The sequence below is a fragment of the Euzebya sp. genome (assembly GCF_964222135.1).
Classification (GTDB): domain Bacteria; phylum Actinomycetota; class Nitriliruptoria; order Euzebyales; family Euzebyaceae; genus Euzebya.
Window position 1 is genome coordinate 1 of the sequence record NZ_CAXQBR010000026.1, and the last position, 19,893, is coordinate 19,893.

The window sequence follows — 19,893 nt, forward strand, 5'->3', positions numbered from 1 at the left end:
CCCCCCGCGCCGCCCCCTCGGGGGGCCCCGGCGCCTGGCCCCCCTGGCCCCCCCGCAATTGGGTCCGGCGGCCCTCCCGCCCGCGATCGCGGAGGCGTAACGTCCCCGCGGACGGGCGGCCGCCCCCCTCACACGCCGCTCGTCGAACCCGCCAGGTCCGGGGAGGCCGTACCGCAACGGGGGGCGGCCTCCCCGGATCGACCGGCAGACTGCGACCGAGCGCTCAGGCCACCAGCCGGTGGGTGCTGACCGCGTAGTCGCCGCCGGCGTACCCCTCACCCTCCCAGGTGGCGCGGCGATCGACCAGGACCAGCCCGGCCGCCTCGCATGCCTGGTCGTAGGTGGCGAGCGGCAACTCGATCGGGCTCGGCCCGCCCCGCAGCGCGAATCCGGCGACCAGGTGGCCACCGGGGGCGAGGTGCGCGGCAAGCCGCGCGACGACCGCGTCGAGCGTGCCCGGCGTCAGGAACACCATGACGTTCCCCGCGGCCAGCACGACGTCGACCGTGCGGCCGAGGTCCACCGACACCAGGTCCGCCTCGACCCACTCGACGTCCTCGGACGCCCCCCGGGCCACGGCGAGCATCGACGGGTCCACGTCCACGCCCACGACCGACAGCCCGCGGCGGGCCAGCTCGACGGCCACCCGCCCGGTGCCGCACCCCGCATCCAGCACGGTCCGCGCCCCCAGCCCCTCCACCAGATCCGCCTCCGCGTGCAGGTACGCGCCGCTCGCGGCCTTGGCGGCCAGCCGGCGCTGGTAGGACGTCCCGCGGTCGGCGTCCCCGCCGGCGAGCCACGGGTTCTCGGGCACGCCTACAGCAGCCCCCGGTCGGTCGCCACGGCGGCGAGGATGCCGTTCACGAAGGACGACGACGAGTCGGTCGACAGGGTCTTGACCAGCTCGACCGCCTCGTCGATCGCGACACGCGGGGGGACGTCCTCCACGTACAGCAGCTCGGCGAGGCCCAGGCGGAGGACGTTGCGGTCGACGACGGGCATCCGCTCGAGGCTCCACCCGCGCGCCCGCTCGCGGATCAGCGCGTCGATCTCGTCGCGGTGCGCCGCGACGGTGTCGAGGAGCCGCTCGGTGAACTCGTCCAGCCAGCCGGCCCCCTCGAGCACCCGGTCGACCGGGACGTCGCGGACGTCGGCGGCGAACAGCGCCTCGAGGGCCCTGGTCCGGGCCTCATGGCGGGGCAGGGCCGCCCCGGTGTGCGGATCGTCAGCCTCGGTCACGCCCGCGAGAGGTACTCGCCGGAGCGCGTGTCGACCTTCACGCGGTCGCCGATGTTGACGAAGAGGGGCACCTGGACGACCGCGCCGGTCTCGAGCGTCGCGGGCTTCGACGCCCCGCTGACGGTGTTGCCGGCGACGCCGGGCTCGGTCTCGGCGATCTCGAGCTCGACGTTCGCCGGGAGGGTGAAGTCGATGACCTGGCCCTCGTGAAAGGTCAGCTCGATGACGTCGGACTCCTTGGTCCACTTCATCGCCTCGGCGACGACCTCACCTGGCACGAAGGTCTGCTCGTACGTGCTGGTGTCCATGAACACGTAGTTCTCGCCGTCCTGGTAGAGGTACTGCAGCTCGGTGCGGGTGACGATGGCCTGCTCGAGGTCCTCACCGGCCCGGAAGGTGCGGTCGACGGTCTTGCCGTCGGGGACGCTCTTCAGGGTGGTGCGGACGAACGCGCCGCCCTTGCCGGGCTTGACGTGCTGGAAGTAGTCGATCTTCCAGAGCTTGCCGTCGATCTTGACGGTCATCCCGTTCTTCAGGTTGTTCGTGGAGACCATGGGGAGATCCTCGTGGTGGTGGCAGGTGAGGGGTGGGGCGGCGGCGGCTCAGAGCTCGATCAGCTGCCGGGGGGCGGTGGTGAGGCGCTCGGCGCCGTCGGCACCGACCAGCACGACGTCCTCGATGCGGACTCCGCCCAGACCCGGCACGTACACGCCCGGCTCGACCGTGACGGTCGTTCGGGCACGCAGTGTACCGGGCGTGCTCGGTCCCAGGAACGGCGTCTCGTGTATCGCCAGGCCGACGCCGTGACCGGTCCCGTGGGCGAAGTGCTCGCCGTGCCCGGCATCGCGGATCAGGTCCCGGCAGGCCGCGTCGACGGCCTGGGTCCCCACCCCGTCGGCGACCGCCTCGACACCGGCTTGCTGGGCAGCACCGACCAGGTCGTGGACGCGCCGGAGGGAGGGGGTGGGCCGGCCGAGGGCGACGGTCCGGGTCATGTCGGCGTGGTAGCCGTCGACCAGCGCGCCGAAGTCCATGGTCACCAGGTCGCCCGTCCTGAGGGTCCGCGGGCCCGGCGCGTGGTGGGGCCGTGAGCCGTTCGGGCCGGACGCGACGATCGGGTCGAAGGCGGAGCCGTCGGCACCGAGGTCGGCCATGGTCTCGAGGAGCCGCCGCGCCACCTCCGCCTCGGTCAGCCCGGGCGCGAGCCAGCCCAGCGCCTCGTCGAAGGCCGTGGAGGTGATGGCGCAGGCCCGGCGGAGGATCGCGATCTCGGCGTCGTCCTTGATCTCGCGGAGGGTGCCGACGATCCCGGTGGAGGGGTGGAGGGGCCGGTCGGCGTCCAGGTCCTCCAACTGGCGAACGACCGACCAGGTGAGGTGGTCGGCCTCGACGGTGAGGGGGACGCCGGCCGGGTGGTGCTCGGCGAGCCACCCCCAGGTGCGGTCCGACACGATGGTCCAGCCGGGGGCGTCCTCGGCTGCCCGCTCGGCGTAGCGGTCGTCGGTCACCAGCACCGCCGGGCCGTCGGCCATGACGTGGACGGTCCCCGCGGACCCGGCGAACCCGGTCAGCCAGCGGACGTTCACCCGATCCGTGACGAGCAAGGCCGCGATGCCGTCGGCGACCATGGCCTCGCGCAGCCGGCCGAGCCGCTCCATCAGGCGAGGCTCCGCAGCACGTCGTCGACGAGGCCACGGCGCGGCTGGTCGACCAGGATGGCCTCGCCGGGGTGGGTGGACAGGACGAAGCGCACGCCGTCGCGGGCCTTCTTGTCCCGCGACATCACGTCCCACACGTCGCGGGGGTCGAGCCGCAGCCCGCGGGTGGGCAACCCCAGCCCGTCGAGGACCGCGACGGTCCGCTCGGCCAACCCTGCCTCGGAGACGCCCATCCGCTCCCCCAGCCGGGCGGCGAACACCATGCCGAGCGCGACCGCCTCGCCGTGGCGGTAGGTGTCGTAGCTGGTCAGTGCCTCGATGGCATGGCCGACGGTGTGGCCGTAGTTGAGCAGCGCCCGCCGGCCCGCCTCGGTCTCGTCCTCGCTGACGACCTCCGCCTTCACCGCCGACCCGCGGCGCACGATCTCGGCCAGCACGTCCGGGTCACCCGCCGTCGCCGAGCCGGGACGGGTCTCGAGCAGATCGAGCACGACGGGGTCGGCGATGAACCCGTACTTGGCGACCTCGCCGAGGCCGGCACGGCGCTCGCGGCTGGGGAGGGTCGCCAGCGTCGCGACGTCGCTGATGACCGCGAGGGGCTGGTGGAACGCCCCGACCAGGTTCTTGCCCTCGCTCAGGTTGATCCCGGTCTTGCCGCCGATGGCCGAGTCGACCTGGGCCAGCAGGGTCGTGGGGACCTGGACCACCGCCACTCCGCGGTTCCACGTCGCGGCGGCGAACCCGGCGAGATCGCCCACCACCCCTCCCCCGACGGCCACGACCACGTCGTCGCGCAGCAGCGGGATCTGGGCGAAGCGGTGCCACAGGGCGGTGAGGGTGTCGGTGGACTTGGCCTGCTCGCCGTCGGGGACGCGGATGCACTCGACGGCGAGCCCCGCCCGCTCGAGGGCGGCCTGGACCACGTCGCCGTGGAGCTCCCACACCATCCCGTTGGTGACGACTGCGGCGGTGCGGGCGTGCTCCGGCCACGTCACCAGCTCGTCGAGGCGTCCGAGCAGGTCCGCACCGACGTGGATCGGGTAGCTCCGCTCGCCGAGGTGGACGTGGATCGTGGTGGTATCGGTCATGGGGTCCCCTCCGTGGTGGTCACAGGCGCTCCTCCCGCGCGAGCAGCCCGGGTCGGGTGCGGGCCCAGGCGATCACCTCGTCGGCCAGGACCTCCGGCGGTCGACCCTCGGTCGCCAGGATGTGGGTGGCCGCCCGCTTGTAGGCGTCGTAGCGCTCGACGTACAGCCGCTCGAGGGTGGCCTGCAGCGTCGCGGGGTCGCCCAGCAGCGGTCGGGTGCCGCGCTCGGCCTCGGCGGTCAGGTGCATCACCAGCGCCGAGATCGGCGCATCCAGCCAGACGAGGTCACCGGTGCCGCGCAGCGCGGTGGCGTTCGTGGCCGACACCACGGCGCCGCCGCCCACGGCGATGACCTGGCCGCGGAGGGCGGAGACCTGGCGGACGGCGGCGCTCTCGAGCTCGCGGAAGTCCCGCTCGCCGTCGGTGGCGAAGATCTCGGCGATGCTGCGGCGCGCGTCGTGCTCGACGACGTCGTCGGTGTCCACGAACGGGCGGTCGAGGCGGTCCGCGACGAGCCGCCCGACTGTCGACTTGCCGCTCCCCATCAGCCCGATCAGGACGATGTTGCGGCCGGGGCTGATCACCGACGACATCTGCTGCGCATCCGGTCGCCGCTCAGGTCCCGTCGGGTGCGCGGTAGCGGCCGCCCTCGACGGGGTCGCCCTGGTAGGTCGCCTGGTCGGCGGTGGCGTCGTCGTAGGGGCCGCGCGGGCGGTCCACGCCGGCGGTGTAGGCCGACAGGTTGCGGACGACCTCGGCCACGCTGTCCCCGCCGGTCTTCTCGAGCAGGGCGTCGGCGAGGGTGAGGGCCACCACGGCCTCGCAGACCACGCCGGCACGGGGGACCGCGCAGACGTCGGAGCGCTGGGTGATCGCCGTCGCCGGATCCCCGGTGGCGGTGTCGACGGTGGCGAGGGGCCGCATCAGGCTGCTGAGCGGCTTCATCGCCGCGGAGACCCGCAGCACCTCGCCGGTGGTCATGCCGCCCTCCAGCCCGCCGGCGCGGTGGGTCTTGCGGGTGAAGTGGGTGCCCGCGTCGGTCCGGGCGCCGGGGAGGATCTCGTCGTGCGCCACCGACCCGGGGACGGCCGCCGAGCCGAACCCGTCGCCGATGCCGACGCCCTTGAACGCCTGGATGCTCATCAGCGCGGCGGCGAGGCGGGTGTCGAGCTTGCGGTCCCAGTGGACGTGGCTGCCGAGGCCCGGCGGCAGGCCGTGGACGACGACCTCGACCACGCCGCCGAGGGTGTCGAGCTCGGCCTTCGCCCGGTCGATCCGCGCCTGCATGGCCGCGGAGGTGTCGGGGTCGGCGCACCGGACCGGGTCGGCGTCGAGCGCCTCGAGGTCCCCCGGCTCGGGCAGGGGCGCCTCGGCGGGGGTGGCGACGTCGCCGATCCGCGTGACGTGGCTCAGGACGTGGACGCCGACCGCCGCGAGGAGCTGCTTGGCGAACCAGCCGAGCGCGACCCTGGTCGCCGTCTCCCGGGCGGAGGCCCGCTCCAGGACGTTGCGGGCGTCGTCGAAGTCGTACTTCTGCATGCCGACCAGGTCGGCGTGGCCGGGTCGGGGCCGGGTGAGCGCGACCCCGCGTCCGGTCCGGCCCAGCGCCTCGGGGTCGTCGGGCGCCTCGATGCCCATCGCCTCGGTCCACTTCGGCCACTCGGTGTTGTGGATCACCAGGCCCACGGGCGAGCCGAGCGTCAGGCCGTGCCGGACCCCGCCCATGATCTCGAGCCGGTCGACCTCGAAGTCCATCCGTGGCGAGCGGCCGTACCCCAGCCGGCGCCGGGCCAGCTCGGCGACCAGGTCGTCGGAGTCGACGGCGATGCCGGCCGGCAGGCCGTCGATGATGCCGACCAGGGCGGGGCCGTGGGACTCTCCGGCGGTCAGGTAGCGCAGCGTCATGGGGCGGACAGCGTACCGATGGGCGTGGGCACGCCGGTCACTTCACGATCGACTCGCCCTCGCAGAGGGTGAAGCGGGAGTCGCCGAAGAGGAACGTGGCGCAGACCCCGTCGATGTCGAGGACGCGGAAGCGGTCGGCGAACACGTCGCCCTCCCCGGCCTCGTGGGTCGTGCCGTTCACCGTGACGACCAGGCGGGGGGCGCCGTCGTCGTCGATGAACGCGTCGTCGAGGCGGACGGTCGTGCTGCCCACGTCGGCGGCGGAGGGGGCCATCGCGCCGGAGCCGGAACCCGACCCGCCGCCGGATCCGGACCCGCCGGTCGCGCCACCCGAGCCGGAGCCCGTCCCGGATCCGCTGCCCGAGCCTGATCCCGTCCCGGAGCCGGAGCCTGAACCGGAGCCCGTGCCGCCGTTGGCGTCGGCGGTGTCGTCCGCTGTCGCGCCACCTCCGGAGCCGGTCCCGCCGGTGGTCCCGCCCGTGCTGCCGCCGGTGGTGGCACCGCCGGTGCCCGTCGCCGGGGCCTCCGCCTCGACCACCAGCTGCTGGAAGGGGTCACGGGCGGTGAAGATCTCGAAGGTCTCCGGCACGACATCGTCCACCAACGGGTCGTCCACCAGCGGGTCGTCGCCGAGCGGGGCATCGGGGCCGTCGGTGGCATCCGGTCCGGGCGCCGCCCCACCGTCGTCGCCCGCGCCGTCGGGGTCCGTCGGCTGGACCGGCCCGGGCGAGGGCGCCTGCACGGTGTCGTCACCGTCACCCTCCAGCAGCGGCTGGGCGACGAACACCCAGACCGCGTAGAGGCCGGCGAGCACGACGACGACGCCGAGGGTGATCAACAGCCCGCGGCTGACCTGCTGCTCCTCGCGGGGCGTGCTCACAGCCCACTCCCATCGCTTGCGCGCCGGGAGTGCCCCCCGGCCTGTTCAGTGATCACTGGCGTGCTCACTGGACCTGCACCTCTCCGCCGGGGGCGCCGGCGTCGCCATCGCCCGGTGCCGCGGTCGCGGGCGTCGGGCTCGCGGTCTCCTCGACCGGCACGTCGGCGCCGACCTCCCCCTCCGCCTCCTCGGGGACGGGGGCGTCACCGCCCTCGGCCGGCCCCTCGGTCACGGTCGACTGGGGCAGCATCGCGAAGATCCGGCCGGTCATCGACACCGTCAGCTCGGGGAAGCCGTCCTCGGACTCGGTGATCGTGAAGCTGTCGACCTGCACCGCGCGGACCACCTCGATCTCGAGCCGGCGGAACAGGTCGACCAGCTGGAAGTACCCGCCCTGGACGTCCGCGGCGAGGTCGATGCTCGACAGCACCACCCCCTCGGTCGTCGGCGTCGCCCCCTCCATCGCCATGGGCGTGCCGAACGTGACCGACTGGATCGCGCTGCCCGACGCGTCGGCCGCCAGCTGCACCGAGCGGACGAAGGAGGGTTGGGCCGGGTCGCCGCTCGGGATCAGCGCGCGGAGCCGGTTCAGGTCCGCGCGGATCTCGAGCTCGGTGTCCCGGATCTCCTGCAGCTGGGCGAGCTGGTTGCGGAGCTGCTGGGCCTGGCCCTCGAGCTGGGCGGTCTCGTCGCGCAGCGCGGTCTCCTGGTCGTCCAGCGGCTTCCATGCCAGGAAGAAGAACGCCGCGCCGATGACCAGCATGGCCACGACGGCGATCGCGACGGCGGCCGGCCTCATGACGCGCTCCGCGGGATCACTCGGCGACCTCCGGCAGGCCCTCGTCGTAGCGGCCGGTGAAGATCTCGTCGGTCAGCAGGCCGGTCGCGTCGAAGTCGGTGACCCCGACGTCGCCGATCTCGTTCGCGTTCGCGGTGTTCAGGTACGTGACGGTCAGCCCGTTGACCTGGTCGAACTGGAGCAGGACCCCTTCGACGCCGGGCGCGTACCGCTCGATGGAGTAGCCCGACAGCTGGAGGGTGGCGACGTTCTCCCCCAGCGTCACCTCGCCCGCCACGTCGGCGGTCACGTCCCGTGCGACGGCCAGGTCGGTCAGCGACGCGGTCGACGGGAGGCTGAGCGCCACGTCGTTCAGCAGCCGTGCGACGGCGATCTCACCGGACATCGCCGTCATGAGCGTGGTGTTCCCGGTCGCGAGCTCGTCGGCCAGCGCCTGGAAGGCGCTGAGCGCGTCGACCTGGGCCTGCAGGTCGTTGACCTCGCGCTGGGCGGTGTCCCGGTCCGCGACCGCGTCGTCGACCGCCCCCTGCTTCATCACGAACACGAACGCGAGGGCGGCGCAGAACACCAGCACCAGCAGGACCAGCAGCGCGTTGGCGCGGCGCGCGCCGGCACGCCCCCGCTCGGCGGGGGGCAGCAGGTTGACGCGGACGCTCATGGCCGCGACCCCTCGAGCACGCCGAGGGCCAGGCCGATCGCGACGCTGAGGAACGGCTCGGCCTCCGACAGCTGCTCCGGCGACAGCGGCACGTCCCCGATCTTCAGCGACTGCATCGGGTGGCCGCGGTCGACCGGCATCCGCAGGACCTGGGCCAGGCGGTTGGGCAGCCCCGGGAGCATCGCCCCGCCGCCGGTCAGCACGACCCGCTGGACCTGCACCGCCTCGGACTGCGCGCGGTAGTAGTCGAGCGACCCGCGGATCTCGGAGATGAACCGCTCCGAGCGCTCGGCGATGATCTGCGCCTCCTGCCCCGGGGGCGGGGTCGGCGTGGCCTTGAGCGCCTCGGCGTCGTCCCAGGACATCCCGGTCGCGTTCGCGAGCGCCTCGGTGATGTTGTTGCCGCCCATCAGGAGGATGCGGACGAAGCGGGGCACGCCCTGGGAGTGGACGACGATGTTCGTCACCCCTCCCCCGACGTTGACGACCATCTCGCCCACGCCCTCGTCCTGGCTGGCGGCCTGGTCGGGTGGGACCAGGGCGCGCAGCAGTGCGAAGGCGTCGAGGTCGAGCGCGACCGGCGTCAGCTTCGCCGCGCTCAGCACCCCGAGGATCTCGTTGACCATCGAGGTGGTCGCCGCGACCAGCAGGATCCGGGCCATCTCGGTGCCGTCGGGCCCGGCGTAGGTGCGGAGGACCTCGAAGTCGAGCTGCGCCTCGTCCACCGGGATCGGGATGTAGTCCTGCACCTGGAACGGCAGGGATTCGCGCATCTGGTCGGGAGCCATGGCGGGCAGCTCGATCTGGCGCACCACGACCTGCTGGTTGGCCGCTCCGATCGCGACCTTCCTGCCCTTGAACTTGTACTGCTGCCAGAGGATCCGGAGCGCTTCGGCGACCTGCTCGGGCTCGACGATCTCGCCGTCACGGACCGCGCCGTGCGGCAGGAGGACCTGGCCCAGGCGCTCGAGCGTCGCCGGGCCGCGTCCTCCGGACAGCTGCACAGCGCGGACGGCGCTGGAGCCGATGTCGAGACCGATCGCGGAAGCCATTGGGGGAAGTGCTCCGGGCCGGTCCTACTGGCTCTGCGCTTCGCCCGGTGGTCTGGCGTCCCGAGCGACCTGCTGGAAGGAGCGGTCGATGTAGTCGGCCAGCTCCTTCCCGCGGATCCGGTAGTTCTTGCCGACCCGGATGGCGGGCAGATCACCGGCCTTGATGAGGCGGTAGACGGTCATGTTGCTCACTCGCATGTGCTCAGCTACCTCGGCGACCGTCCAGAGGCGGTCGTGGTCTATGGGTGCCATCGGTTCTCCTCCGAGACCGGGATCCGGTCTCCCCTTCGGTGACTGGCTGTGGGGTCAGGTCGGGGCGGGTCTGCCAACTCGCCGTCGTTCCTGATGCTGTGGGTGACTCACGCTCTGCCAAGCGTTGACACTCACGCCATGGTGCCACAGCGCCCACACTGCCCGTCAAGAGCATCATCAGTTCACTCTAACCACATGAGCCACATGTACAACAGCGGGAGTGGGGGTGGCGTGGGTCGGACGGTGCGCTCGGACCGCCCTTGCGCTCAGATCTGAGCGGTGCCTCCGCCGGGGCACCTCTGTCCACGATCTAAGCCGTGGCGCCGTCGCAACAGGACCGAGATCTGAGCCGTGCCTCCGCCGGCGGACCGCGGCCCCAGATCTGAGCTGGGGAGCGCGCTCAGCTCCGCCGGGCGGTGCCGCGCAGGAGCGCGACACCCATGAGGAGGGTGAGGGTGAGGAAGAGGGTGAGGGTGCCCGCAGGCGCGCCGGTCGCGGCCAGCTCGGTGACGGGCTCCTCGTCGTCGTCCGCGCTGTCCCCGTCGTCGGCCTGATCGTCGTCGGCCTGGTCGTCGTCGGCGTCATCGTCCACGCCGGATGTCGACCCCCCGGTGCTGCCACCGGTCCCGCCTGTCGTTCCCCCGGTGCTGCCGCCCGTCGATCCGCCGGTGGTACCGCCGGTGCTGCCCCCCGTCGATCCGCCGGTGGTACCCCCCGTCGACCCGCCGGTCGTCCCGTCCGTCGTGCCCTCCGTGGGCTGGTCGACCTGGGCCTCGACGACGACCTGCTGGAACGGGTCGCGCGCGCCGACGATCTCGTACTGCTCCTCCTCGACCTCGTCGAGGACGCCGAGGCCGTCGGAGTCGGTGCCGCCGTCAGCCGCGTCGCCCGCACCGGCTCCGCTGTCGTCCTCGGTCACGGCGTCATCACCGGTCACCGGCGGCTCGACCGGCGCGAGCGGGTCGGCGACACCCGGTTCGGTCGCGGTGGCGACCGGCTGGTCGTCGTCGTCGGACAGCAGCGGCTGGATGACGAAGCCCCACAGCGCGTAGAGGACCGCGAGGCCGACGACCACGCCGAGCAGGATCAGCAGGGGCCTGCTGACCTGTTGCTGGCTGGGCGTGCTCACTGGACCTGTACCTCACCGTCAGGGTTCGTGGTGCCCCCCGATTGTGCCGGGTCGGTCGCCGTCGGGGTTGCATCTGCCGCGGTCGGGCTGGCGGCCGGCGACGCCTCATTCGTCGGCGTGGGCGTCGTGGTGTCGGGGGGCACATCGGCGACAGGCGCCCGAACCAACATGTAGATGTCGGCGCTGAACGCCGCCGTCAGCTCAGGGAACCCATCCTCGGCCTCGGTCATGTTGACCGACGTGACCAGGACGGCGCGCGACGACCCGACCTCCAGGCGCCGGAGGAAGTCCACCATCTGGAAGTAGGTCCCCTCGACCGTCCCCGTTACGGTGACCGCGCCCAACGTGGTCCCGGGGATCCGCGTCGCGGGGGCGCCCTCGATCGCGGTGGGGTCGGTGAAGTTCAACGACGTGAACGTCAGGCCCGACGCGTTCCCGGCCTCCTGCAGGAGGTCCAGCAGCGTCGCCTGATCCGGTTGCGGGGGGATGTAGGCGCCGAGCCGGTCGAGCGCGGCCTGCAGCTCGGGCGCTCGCTCCTGCAGGCTGCGGAGCTGCGCGAGCTGGTTCGTGAGCGTGGTCTCCTGCGTCTCGAGCTGGACGATCTCGGCATCCAACGCGTTCCGCTGCTCCCGCGCCGGGTTGTACAGGAGGAACCACCAGCCCACGAGCGAGGCGATGGCGAGCAGGACCAATCCGACGATAAGCTGCCTCACCGCTCGGCCTCCGGCAGACCCTCGGCGTAGCGGCCGGTCCGCGCGTCGTCGTCCAGGCGCACCTCGGCGTTGAACTGGGTGATGTCGACGTCGCCGATCTCCCCGGCGGTCGCCGAGGAGAGGTACTCCTGGAAGAAGCCGTCGATCTCACCGAACCGGCGGAGGAGCTCCTCGATGCCGGGGGTGAACAACTCGGTGGTGTAGCCGTCCACGGCGAAGAAGCCGATGTCGGTGTCGTCGGTCTCGATGAACACGTCCTGCTGCCCGGGTAAGGCGCCCGTCGGCGCGTCGGTGAGCTGCCCGTCGATGTCGGTGAACGACGCGGAGGGTGGGATGCCCCGGGAGAGGTCGACGAGCAACTGCGCCCAGGACACCTCGTCCGCCATAGCGAAGGCGAGGACCTGGTTCCCCGATGCGACGTCGTCGGCGAGCTCCTGGAACACCGCCAGCGAGTCCACCTCGCCCTGCAGCTGCGCCACCCGCGTCGCGGTGGCGTCACGCTCCTCCTGCACCTGGGACAGGCCCGACAGCTGCAGGAGCGAGGCCAGGCCGAGGACCGCCCAGAGCAGCGCGATCACGAGCAGCCCGTAGAGGGCCCGCCGCCTGATCTGGACGCGGCGAGCATCCTCGTCGGGGAGGAGGTTGATCGTCACTCGAGGCCCCGCATGGCCAGGCCGACCGCGACGGCGAAGAACGTCTGCGCAGCCTCCAGCTCGTCATCGGTGAAGGTGAGGTCCTTCCCGATGTGGAGTCCGCGGAACGGCTTCCCGGTGACCGCCTCTGCGGCGAGGGCGCGCGAGATCCGCTCATCGATCCCGGGGATGAGGGAGCTCCCGCCGGTCAGCACCACGCGCTGCACGTCGATGGCACCGGGCGCGGCCCGGTAGTACGTCATCGAGTTGCGGATCTCCTCGACGAGCCAGGAGATGCGGTCGTCGAGGAGCGTCGAGTACTGCGACGACGCGCCAGGGGTGACCGACTTCAGCGTCTCGGCCTGCTGCCACTCCATCCCGAAGGCCGACACGAGGGATTCGGTGATGTCGTCCCCGCCGATGTTGATGATGCGGGCGAACCGCGGCACACCGTCGGAGTGCACGACGAGGTTCGTCAGCTGGGAACCGAGGTCGACGATCAGCTCGCCGCTGGTGTCCCCCGCCCCGAAGCGCTCGGCACCGTGCAGCGGGGTCCGCAGGGAGCGCATGGCGGCGAACGCGTCGAGGTCCAGCGCGACCGGTCGCAGCCGTGCCGCCTTCGCGACGTCGAGCACGCTGGCGACCATGTGCTTCTCGGCGGCGACGAAGAGCACCCGCATCATCGTGGAGCCGTCCTCGTGGGTGAACTCCTCGATGTACTCGTAGTCGAACTCGATCTGCTCGATGGGGAGGGGGAGGTAGTCCTGGGCCTGGAAGCGCAACGACTCCTTCATGTCCGGGACGTCGAGGTGGGGCAGATCGACGCGCCGCACGATCACGTGCTGGTTCGCCAGCCCCAGGGCCACCTTCTTGCTCTTGAACCCGAACTGGTCCCAGAGGATCCCGATCGCCTCGGTGATCGCCGCGGGATCGCGGATCTCACCGTCGATGACCGCCTGTGCGGGCAGCACGACCTGACCGAGCCGGTCCAGCGTGACGACGTCCTTGCGTCGGGACAGCTGGATGGCACGCACCGCGCTCGACCCGATGTCGAGCCCTATCGCCGTCGCCACCCGTTCGTGTGCTCCTCGCGGATCGGTTCGTGGTCGGCCCGCGGGCAGGGGGTCAGGCCGGCGGGTCCAAGGTCGGGCCGCAACATAGCACCGGGCCGTCCGGATCCCTGGGAGGGTCGGACGGCCCGGTGGGGTGCGTCTCGAGGGGTCAGAGCTCGGGGCAGTCCTCGAAGATCTGGACGCCGGAACCGCTGACGTAGTGGGCGACCTGGGCGTCCGCGGGGAGGCGCGCATCGCGCCCCTCGACGCAGAACTCGCTGCGGTCGTCGTTGGTCACGTAGGTGAGGGTGATGGAGGGGTCGGAGATCTCGAGGCCGATGTCCTCGAAGGCGTCCTGGTCCTCCGGGTACGCACCGCTGTTGGTCACGTACTCCGCCTCGACGTCGAGTATGGAGTTGCGCACATCGGAAAGGAGTTGCGTCTCCCATCCGTGCTCACGTTGAGACAGCAACAAGGGGACCGCAATCCCGGCGAGGACACCGAGGATGATCACGACCACAAGTAGCTCGACTATGGAGAACCCCTGCTCTGAGGGTTGCGTATCCACCGGCGATCTCCCACTTAAGGCGAACGGGTCAGAGCCACGAGGCCCTGACCCGTCGATACTGATCACCAAACGTTCGGATTACTCTGCGGGTTCGGTGTAACCCTGCAGACCGCCGTCGAGCGAGCTGTAGATCACCGTTCCATCGAGACTCTCATGCCCCCCCTCGATGGTGAAGTCGTTCTGGTTCAGCGTGATGTCCTCAGCCGCCATCGTCACTGGGCCGTCTTCCCCTTGGATATCGTCCAAGAACGCGAGGACCTCGGCTTCGGTGAGCTCATTGTAGACGCCACCATCGCTGGTTGCGGCAGCCTCGACCTCAAGGGCGAGGTTCCGAACAGTCGAGGTCAACTCTGCCTCCCAGCCGCGCTCGCGCTGGTTCAGGAAGGTCGGGATGGCGATGGCGGCAAGGATGCCGATGATGATCACGACGACGAGCAGCTCGATGAGGGTGAAGCCCTCCTCGGCGTCCCGCAGGCGCTCACGGAGCTTTGTGAACATGTGTATCTCCTCTGAGATATGAGTGCGATGATGCGAGGAGGGGTGCGTGCGCGAGGCAGCTCGGCTCACCACTTGCCTGAATGATGATGTGTGGCTCGTGGTCCCGTGGCTTTGCGTCCCGGCCTCACGGCCGGTTTGCCCGTTCTGCACACCTCCACCGGTTGTGGAGTCCGCCTGATGGAGGACAACCTCTGTATCGACAGCCGGTGAGCCACCTTGAGGCCTACCGGCGAAATTGCCTGGTCCGCCCCTACTGGACCAGGTCGAAGATCTTGAACATCGGCATGTACAGCGCGATGACCATCCCGCCGACGATCCCGCCCAGGACGGCGATCATGACCGGCTCGAGCAGCGCGGTCAGCTGCTCGGTGGTGGCCTCGACCTCCTGGTCGTAGAAGTCGCTGATCTTCTCGAGCATCTCGTCGATCGCGCCGGTCTCCTCCCCCACCGCGATCATCTGGACCGTCATAGGCGGGAAGACGGCGTGCTTCGACAGCGGCGTCGCCATCGACTCACCTTCCTTGACCCCGGCCTTGACGTCGTTGATCGCGTTCGACATGACCCCGTTGTTCACGGTGTCGGCGGAGATCTCGAGGGCCTGCAGGATCGGGACACCCGCCCGCAGCAGCGACCCCAGGTTCCGGGTGAAGCGCGACAGGGCGACCTTGTGGAAGAGCGGGCCGAACACCGGCAGCTTGAGCTTCATGCGGTCCAGGAAGAACCGGACGTTGTCCTGCTTCCGGGCCCACTTGAACCCCTGCCACGCCGCGATGGGCGCGAGGAGGAACAGGTACCAGAAGGTCCGCATGCCCTCGGACAGCATCACCAGCACCTGCGTGGGCAGCGGGAGCTCGCCGCCCAGGGACTCGAACAGCCCCTCGAACGTCGGCACGATGAAGATGATCATCGCACTCGAGAGGACGACGGCCATGATCAGCACGACGACCGGGTAGGTCATCGCCGACTTCACCTTCCGCCGCAGGGCGACGTCGGCTTCGAGCGTCGCGGCGACGCGCAGCAGCACCTGGTCGAGCAGACCCGCCGTCTCACCCGCGCGGACCATCGCGATGTAGAGCTTCGGGAACACCTCGTGGTCGGCCATCGCCGTCGAGAGCGGCCGGCCCTGCTCGACCTGCGAGCGGACCTCGCCGATGACCTCGGCGAGCTTCGGGTTCTCAGTCTGCTCCGCCAGGATGTTGAGCGCCCGGATGAGCGACAGGCCCGAGTTGATCATCGTGGCGAACTGACGGCTGAAGACCGCCAAGTCCGCGAGCGAGACCTTCTTCCCGAACCCCGGGATGTTGATCTCCTTCTGGGCGAGCGACTCCTTCTTCTCGCCGATGGAGACCGGGGCATACCCGAGCTCGCGAAGACGGTCGGCGACCGCCTTCTGGTTTGCCGCGGACATCGTGCCCGACTTGGTCTTGCCAGCACGGTCGCGGACCGTGTACTCGAACGTCAGTTGATCAGCCACGGCCGACCCTCCTGTGGTGGTTGAGCGCCGGCATCAGCCGTTCAGCTCCTCTGCGAAGCGCGAGACCCGCCAGCTGGCCGCGATGGGGTCGATGAAATGGGGCGGGTTCGTGAACGACAACCGGTTGTCGTAGTTGTAGTCCTTGTTGTAGCCCGTGGAGACGCTGTACCCGGAACCCGATCCGACCGGGCCGCGGTACACCTGTGCGATGGCGCCGTTGACCGACAGCTCCCCGAGCGCGTTCCCCCTCCCCCAGCTCTGGACGAAGAAGGAGTTCGTCACCGACAGGATCGCGGCATCGATCCGGGCGTTCGTGAAGGTGGCGTTGTGGTTGGGCAGGGCGTTGAGGTTGGTGCCCGAGGAGTTGACGGGGTGGTACACCTGCACGAAGTCCTGTGCCACCAGGCCGAGCATGTCGTCCGCCTCGTCCTCGTAGTCGATGTGCCACGTGATGATGATGTTGTTGGCACTCGCGATCGTGAGGCGCCCGTCCAGCGTCCCCTCGACGAAGGCGTCACCGGCGCGGCAGTTGTACGGAAGTGTCGGCACGTCGTTCGAGCGCGGGTACCCGAGGCCGTTGCCATTGCCGGCGAAGCAGGTGGCTGAGTAGTTGGGGTTCGAGGTGCTCGTCGGGATCTCCTGGACGAAGATGACGCCGTTGTCCGGGATCGGGATGGTCTGCGCGGGGTCCACGCCGTTCGTCCACGTGCCGCACCCGGGGCCGGAGTCCTTCGTGTAGGGGCTCTCGACAGTCAGCGTGCCGTTCGCGTTCATGCGGATCTCGGTCGGTCCGGTGAAGAGGCACCCCTCGGCCGAGGCGTTGGTCAGGTGATCCGCCTCGACCTTGATCACGGTGTTCGTCGGCGGCATCTCCAAGGGCTCGCGGTACCGCAGCGACCCACCGTTGAAGTTCGGCCGTGCGCCGTTCGTGGTGTCGTAGGCCGGCGTCCGGGGATCGCTGTTGCTCGCAGTTCCCTCCCAGGTGGCGTTGCCGTTCAGCCGGAACCTGTCGTTGGTGTGGAAGGGGCCGTTGACGACGTCCTGGCCACCCCAGTAGATCTCGGTGCACCCGTACCGCGTATCGTCGGGCCGCCCCGTGGTGGGACGCTCACGCTGCCAGCGGCGGCGGGCACAGTTGTTCGTCGCCCACTGGATGAGCTGTTCGCGCATCGACGTGTTGGACGAGTACGACACGTACGCCAGGGGCGCCAGGGTCTCGTAGTTGGTGAAGTAGAGGTAGTCGAGGAAGGATTCCTGGGTCACCTCCGCCTGGATGGTCCGCCACGTCTGCGCATCCGAAGGTCCGCTGTCCGGATCTCCACACGGTCCGGGCGCACACCCCGTGACCCGCACCCGCAGCACGCCCGTCGACTCGAGCTCGTCGTTGTCGACGTCGTAGGTGTACATCCCGATCCCCTCGACGAGGTTGGTGTCGGTGTCACCTCCGGCGATTGTGACGAACTGCGTGAACGCCCGGTTCTCGTCCGGTGCCGCGGGGGGGTTGGCACTGGTGTACTGCCAGTACTCGTCGCGGTTGTTGAGGCGGAACAGGTAGTCGTCCAGCCCGGCCTCGGCGGCAGCCAGCGCGGCGTGGACGTTCTGCTCCTCGTCTGCCACGGCGAGGGAGTCGCGCGCGACCGCGAAGGAGACCGTCACGAGCAGCGACAGGATCCCTGTCACAGCCATCACGACGATCAGCGCCGATCCCTCCTCCTGGGACATCACACGTCTCATGGGGATACCTCGTACGCCTCTTCATACGCGAAGCCGTTGATCTCGACGCAGCCGGCGGAGTCGAGCGTCGGCGAGAACCCGACGTCGCGAGCCGAGGCGAACCGCGCCCAGCCCTGCAGGTCCGCGGGGGAGGACTCGTAGCCCGTCGGCTCCTGGATGACCAGGCGGAAGCTGACGCTGTCGACCGCGCGCCGCTCGGCGGCGTCGAGAGCCGGTGTGAGGCGGACGCCGCACCTGGATGCCGCGTTGCTCTCGCCGCCACCGGCATCGAGGTCATCCCCGTAGTGCGTCCAGTAGGTGAACACGTCCGTGCTGGCGAGGTCGCGCACGATGGTCCGCTGCTGGGTGGGCGACGACATCGAGGGGTAGACCGGCGTGCCCTGGTCAACCCGGTCCGTGGCCGCCGTCGGGTACCAGATGCGCTCGATGAGGTCCCACTGGCCGTCGTCGGGCTGTTGCTCGACGACGATCTGGACCCGCACGGGGTTGTAGACCGTGTTGGTGTCGAGGTCCGCGGCGCGATCGGTTGAGCTGTAGAAGGTGACCGAGCTCGCCGTGCCAGCGGTGATCGCCTCGGTGGCGTCGCTGAGCGTGCCGTCGATGCTGACCGCGCCACGGAGCAGGCTCCCGACGCGGTCGACGGCCAACCTGGCCGTGCGGAGGTCGTTCATGGTGGCGTTCGCCGCACCCAGGTTGCGCTGGACTGCGACCGTCGAGGCGATGATCGCCGAGGAGACCAAGGCCATCAGCGAGATGCTGACCAGGAGCTCGGTCAGGGTGAACCCGCCCTCGTCGCGTGCCAGCCGTCGCACCTCACGGCCCTCCATAGATCAAGTCGCCTTCGCCGGCGTAGACGACGTAGCCCGCAGACGGGCCCCCGGTCGCTCCGGTGCCGGCGGGGTGGATCGTGTGGCAGACGTAGGGGCGACCCTCGGCCAGCACCGAGTTGCAGTTGAACGGCGTGGTCGGGACGCCGGTCCCGGCGACGTTCGGGTTGTCCCAGTGGAAGACCCAGCTGCCGTAGGGCACGAGGGCCTTCAGCTGCCCCTGGGCATTGCTGCGACCGAGGTAGAGCCGTTCGCCGTTCGGGCAGTTGGTGGTGTCACGCATGTCGATGTACACATCGGCGTTCGCCACTGTCTGGATGTCGGTGAGCCCACCAGGGCCCGGCCGGGCCGTCGTCACGGTCACCAACGCCATGGGGACCTCGATCCCATGGTCCGTACCGGGCTCGGCATCGAGGGCCTGTCGGCCGGATGCGCCGAAGGCCACGACCGGATCGGTGGCCGGGCACCGCCCCGGGTGGACCGTGTACCCGCCGGTGTAGGGGAACAGCACGCGCGACTCGCACGCGCCCGTGGTCTGGTTGAACAGCCCGCAGATCTCACCGTCCGGCCGAGCGACCGAGCTCGCGTCAGGGATGGCGCTCTGGACCAGTGACGGATAGGTCGTCACCCGGCCGATCGGGGAGAAATCCGTGGACGGGTTGTAGATCGTGTAGGCGATGTTGTACGGCAGGAACGCCTGCCATGGTGGTACCCCATCGCTCGGCACATCGAGGTTCCCGTTCACATCCAGGGCGGTTCCGTTCCGCCGGCATTCGATGGCCTGCTGGACCGGTCGGTAGGTCGGTGGCTCCGGATCCTGGGCCGCGTAGGCGGTCGGGTCATCGGCGCCGTTCGGGGCGGCGAACTCAACCCGCTGGGCGACGCAGTTCGGGAAGGGTGCGGCCGCGAAGGTCGGGAACAGGTCGTAGCTGACCGCCTCGTCGTAGGAGAACTCCACGACGGTCGTCGACTGAGCGCTGACCACGGCCGTGTAGTCGATCGCCTGGACCTTCGTGACCCGGTCGACGTACCCGGCCGTGTCGATCGTGATCTCGTACTCGTTGTCGGTCGGATCGTCCGGATCGACCGGGAGCAGGGCGAAGAACGCGCAGCCGGCGGTGTCCGTGGTAGCCAACTCAACCCCCGCCGCACCCTGGATGCGCACGGTGTGGCCCTGGGTCCCGACCCCGTCGCGATCGCGGACCATCACCGCGAGGTGCCCGGTGTAGGCATCGGAGTCGTCGAGTCGCGGGGTGATGACCGTGACGTTCTCCACAGGGGCGAGGTCAGGTTGATCGGGGAAGGTGACGACCTGGCGGACGCGGACGTAGTCCGCCTCCCCCTCGCCGGTCCCGAAGACCGAGCAGTCCGTCGTCTCCGAGTCGACGGCGACCCAGTTCGCCTCCCGGTAGACCTGGTACGGGATGCCGTTCGGGCCGGTCGCGTTGAACGTCGTCGTCAGGGTGTCTGACTGGGATCCGTCGCGGATCGAGGTCACCCAGTCGGCGAAGGGGATCGAGCGGAGGCGCTCCAACTCGAACTGCGCGATGTTCGCCGCGACCACGGTGTTCCGGCTGTCGCTCGCGACCTGCAGCGAGCGCACCACGCCGGAGGCCGTCGCGGCCATCGTCACCGCCAGCAGCGTGATGGCCACCATGACCTCGACGATCGAGATGCCTCGATCGTCCTCAGCAACGCGGCGGCGCAGCGCCAAGATCAACGTGCCCATGTCCCCC

At 70.4% G+C, this 19,893-nt stretch carries 22 protein-coding genes, 1 pseudogene and 1 riboswitch; all 23 genes and pseudogenes read right to left on the minus strand.

The window, feature by feature from the left end:
• Positions 1 to 223 precede the first annotated feature (223 nt).
• A complete protein-coding gene (locus tag ACEQ2X_RS06720) occupies positions 224 to 814 on the minus strand; it encodes a trans-aconitate 2-methyltransferase (RefSeq protein WP_370325024.1) in 591 nt (196 codons plus the stop codon).
• Between the two features lie 2 nt (positions 815 to 816).
• Entirely contained in the window at positions 817 to 1,239 is a 423-nt protein-coding gene (nusB, locus tag ACEQ2X_RS06725) for a transcription antitermination factor NusB (RefSeq protein WP_370325025.1), read from the minus strand.
• A complete protein-coding gene (gene efp, locus ACEQ2X_RS06730) occupies positions 1,236 to 1,793 on the minus strand; it encodes an elongation factor P (RefSeq protein WP_370325026.1) in 558 nt (185 codons plus the stop codon). The genes nusB and efp overlap by 4 nt, the downstream gene beginning before the upstream one ends.
• 48 nt (positions 1,794 to 1,841) lie before the next feature.
• Positions 1,842 to 2,897, minus strand: a complete 1,056-nt coding sequence (locus tag ACEQ2X_RS06735) for a M24 family metallopeptidase (RefSeq protein ID WP_370325027.1) — start codon at positions 2,895 to 2,897, stop codon at positions 1,842 to 1,844.
• Positions 2,897 to 3,985: a 3-dehydroquinate synthase gene (aroB, locus tag ACEQ2X_RS06740; RefSeq protein ID WP_370325028.1), complete on the minus strand. Its 1,089-nt coding sequence runs from the start codon at positions 3,983 to 3,985 to the stop codon at positions 2,897 to 2,899. The genes ACEQ2X_RS06735 and aroB overlap by 1 nt, the downstream gene beginning before the upstream one ends.
• A 19-nt stretch (positions 3,986 to 4,004) precedes the next feature.
• Positions 4,005 to 4,577, minus strand: coding sequence for a shikimate kinase (locus tag ACEQ2X_RS06745; protein ID WP_370325029.1), 573 nt, complete (start codon positions 4,575 to 4,577; stop codon positions 4,005 to 4,007).
• Positions 4,578 to 4,599: 22 nt separating this feature from the next.
• Complete coding sequence (aroC, locus tag ACEQ2X_RS06750; protein ID WP_370325030.1) at positions 4,600 to 5,889, minus strand: chorismate synthase; 1,290 nt, start codon at positions 5,887 to 5,889, stop codon at positions 4,600 to 4,602.
• A 37-nt stretch (positions 5,890 to 5,926) separates the two neighbouring features.
• A complete protein-coding gene (locus ACEQ2X_RS06755; RefSeq protein WP_370325031.1) occupies positions 5,927 to 6,769 on the minus strand; it encodes a hypothetical protein in 843 nt (280 codons plus the stop codon).
• 64 nt (positions 6,770 to 6,833) lie between these two features.
• Complete coding sequence (gene pilO / locus ACEQ2X_RS06760) at positions 6,834 to 7,568, minus strand: type 4a pilus biogenesis protein PilO (RefSeq protein ID WP_370325032.1); 735 nt, start codon at positions 7,566 to 7,568, stop codon at positions 6,834 to 6,836.
• Positions 7,569 to 7,584: 16 nt separating this feature from the next.
• Positions 7,585 to 8,226 carry a hypothetical protein gene (locus ACEQ2X_RS06765; protein WP_370325033.1) on the minus strand — a complete coding sequence of 214 codons (642 nt, stop codon included), beginning with the start codon at positions 8,224 to 8,226 and terminating at the stop codon, positions 7,585 to 7,587.
• Positions 8,223 to 9,278 carry a type IV pilus assembly protein PilM gene (pilM, locus tag ACEQ2X_RS06770; protein WP_370325034.1) on the minus strand — a complete coding sequence of 352 codons (1,056 nt, stop codon included), beginning with the start codon at positions 9,276 to 9,278 and terminating at the stop codon, positions 8,223 to 8,225. The genes ACEQ2X_RS06765 and pilM (ACEQ2X_RS06770) overlap by 4 nt, the downstream gene beginning before the upstream one ends.
• Before the next feature lie 24 nt (positions 9,279 to 9,302).
• Positions 9,303 to 9,530 (minus strand): helix-turn-helix domain-containing protein, encoded by a 228-nt coding sequence (locus ACEQ2X_RS06775; protein WP_370325035.1) that lies wholly within the window; start codon positions 9,528 to 9,530, stop codon positions 9,303 to 9,305.
• A 400-nt stretch (positions 9,531 to 9,930) separates the two neighbouring features.
• Positions 9,931 to 10,659 carry a hypothetical protein gene (locus ACEQ2X_RS06780; RefSeq protein ID WP_370325036.1) on the minus strand — a complete coding sequence of 243 codons (729 nt, stop codon included), beginning with the start codon at positions 10,657 to 10,659 and terminating at the stop codon, positions 9,931 to 9,933.
• Entirely contained in the window at positions 10,656 to 11,372 is a 717-nt protein-coding gene (locus ACEQ2X_RS06785; RefSeq protein WP_370325037.1) for a type 4a pilus biogenesis protein PilO, read from the minus strand. Before ACEQ2X_RS06785 ends, ACEQ2X_RS06780 begins: the two co-directional genes overlap by 4 nt.
• A complete protein-coding gene (locus tag ACEQ2X_RS06790) occupies positions 11,369 to 12,025 on the minus strand; it encodes a PilN domain-containing protein (protein ID WP_370325038.1) in 657 nt (218 codons plus the stop codon). Before ACEQ2X_RS06790 ends, ACEQ2X_RS06785 begins: the two co-directional genes overlap by 4 nt.
• A complete protein-coding gene (pilM, locus tag ACEQ2X_RS06795) occupies positions 12,022 to 13,077 on the minus strand; it encodes a type IV pilus assembly protein PilM (RefSeq protein WP_370325039.1) in 1,056 nt (351 codons plus the stop codon). Before pilM (ACEQ2X_RS06795) ends, ACEQ2X_RS06790 begins: the two co-directional genes overlap by 4 nt.
• A 148-nt stretch (positions 13,078 to 13,225) precedes the next feature.
• Complete coding sequence (locus tag ACEQ2X_RS06800; protein WP_370325125.1) at positions 13,226 to 13,480, minus strand: hypothetical protein; 255 nt, start codon at positions 13,478 to 13,480, stop codon at positions 13,226 to 13,228.
• 60 nt (positions 13,481 to 13,540) lie between these two features.
• Positions 13,541 to 13,690 (minus strand): annotated as a pseudogene (locus tag ACEQ2X_RS06805) (prepilin-type N-terminal cleavage/methylation domain-containing protein); the annotation flags it as partial.
• A gap of 12 nt (positions 13,691 to 13,702) precedes the next feature.
• Complete coding sequence (locus tag ACEQ2X_RS06810; protein ID WP_370325040.1) at positions 13,703 to 14,122, minus strand: prepilin-type N-terminal cleavage/methylation domain-containing protein; 420 nt, start codon at positions 14,120 to 14,122, stop codon at positions 13,703 to 13,705.
• A 51-nt stretch (positions 14,123 to 14,173) separates the two neighbouring features.
• Positions 14,174 to 14,272: riboswitch (cyclic di-GMP riboswitch) on the minus strand.
• Between the two features lie 100 nt (positions 14,273 to 14,372).
• Complete coding sequence (locus ACEQ2X_RS06815; RefSeq protein ID WP_370325041.1) at positions 14,373 to 15,596, minus strand: type II secretion system F family protein; 1,224 nt, start codon at positions 15,594 to 15,596, stop codon at positions 14,373 to 14,375.
• A 33-nt stretch (positions 15,597 to 15,629) separates the two neighbouring features.
• The gene (locus ACEQ2X_RS06820) at positions 15,630 to 17,330 is read right to left on the minus strand and encodes a hypothetical protein (protein ID WP_370325042.1); all 1,701 of its coding nucleotides are present in this window, start codon (positions 17,328 to 17,330) and stop codon (positions 15,630 to 15,632) included.
• Positions 17,327 to 18,142 (minus strand): type II secretion system protein J, encoded by an 816-nt coding sequence (locus ACEQ2X_RS06825; RefSeq protein WP_370325043.1) that lies wholly within the window; start codon positions 18,140 to 18,142, stop codon positions 17,327 to 17,329. Before ACEQ2X_RS06825 ends, ACEQ2X_RS06820 begins: the two co-directional genes overlap by 4 nt.
• Before the next feature lies 1 nt (position 18,143).
• On the minus strand, positions 18,144 to 19,886 hold the full coding sequence (locus tag ACEQ2X_RS06830; RefSeq protein ID WP_370325044.1) for a hypothetical protein: 1,743 nt from the start codon (positions 19,884 to 19,886) through the stop codon (positions 18,144 to 18,146).
• Positions 19,887 to 19,893 lie beyond the last annotated feature (7 nt).

What these genes read in the sequence shown, in the direction of transcription:
- ACEQ2X_RS06810 (WP_370325040.1), bottom strand. Translation starts at nt 14,122, where the DNA reads ATGTTCACAAAGCTCCGTGAGCGCCTGCGGGACGCCGAGGAGGGCTTC.
- pilM (WP_370325034.1), bottom strand. Translation starts at nt 9,278, where the DNA reads ATGGCTTCCGCGATCGGTCTCGACATCGGCTCCAGCGCCGTCCGCGCT.
- pilO (WP_370325032.1), bottom strand. Translation starts at nt 7,568, where the DNA reads ATGAGGCCGGCCGCCGTCGCGATCGCCGTCGTGGCCATGCTGGTCATC.
- ACEQ2X_RS06735 (WP_370325027.1), bottom strand. Translation starts at nt 2,897, where the DNA reads ATGGAGCGGCTCGGCCGGCTGCGCGAGGCCATGGTCGCCGACGGCATC.
- ACEQ2X_RS06820 (WP_370325042.1), bottom strand. Translation starts at nt 17,330, where the DNA reads ATGAGACGTGTGATGTCCCAGGAGGAGGGATCGGCGCTGATCGTCGTG.
- ACEQ2X_RS06745 (WP_370325029.1), bottom strand. Translation starts at nt 4,577, where the DNA reads ATGTCGTCGGTGATCAGCCCCGGCCGCAACATCGTCCTGATCGGGCTG.
- aroC (WP_370325030.1), bottom strand. Translation starts at nt 5,889, where the DNA reads ATGACGCTGCGCTACCTGACCGCCGGAGAGTCCCACGGCCCCGCCCTG.
- efp (WP_370325026.1), bottom strand. Translation starts at nt 1,793, where the DNA reads ATGGTCTCCACGAACAACCTGAAGAACGGGATGACCGTCAAGATCGAC.
- ACEQ2X_RS06830 (WP_370325044.1), bottom strand. Translation starts at nt 19,886, where the DNA reads ATGGGCACGTTGATCTTGGCGCTGCGCCGCCGCGTTGCTGAGGACGAT.
- aroB (WP_370325028.1), bottom strand. Translation starts at nt 3,985, where the DNA reads ATGACCGATACCACCACGATCCACGTCCACCTCGGCGAGCGGAGCTAC.
- ACEQ2X_RS06765 (WP_370325033.1), bottom strand. Translation starts at nt 8,226, where the DNA reads ATGAGCGTCCGCGTCAACCTGCTGCCCCCCGCCGAGCGGGGGCGTGCC.
- ACEQ2X_RS06775 (WP_370325035.1), bottom strand. Translation starts at nt 9,530, where the DNA reads ATGGCACCCATAGACCACGACCGCCTCTGGACGGTCGCCGAGGTAGCT.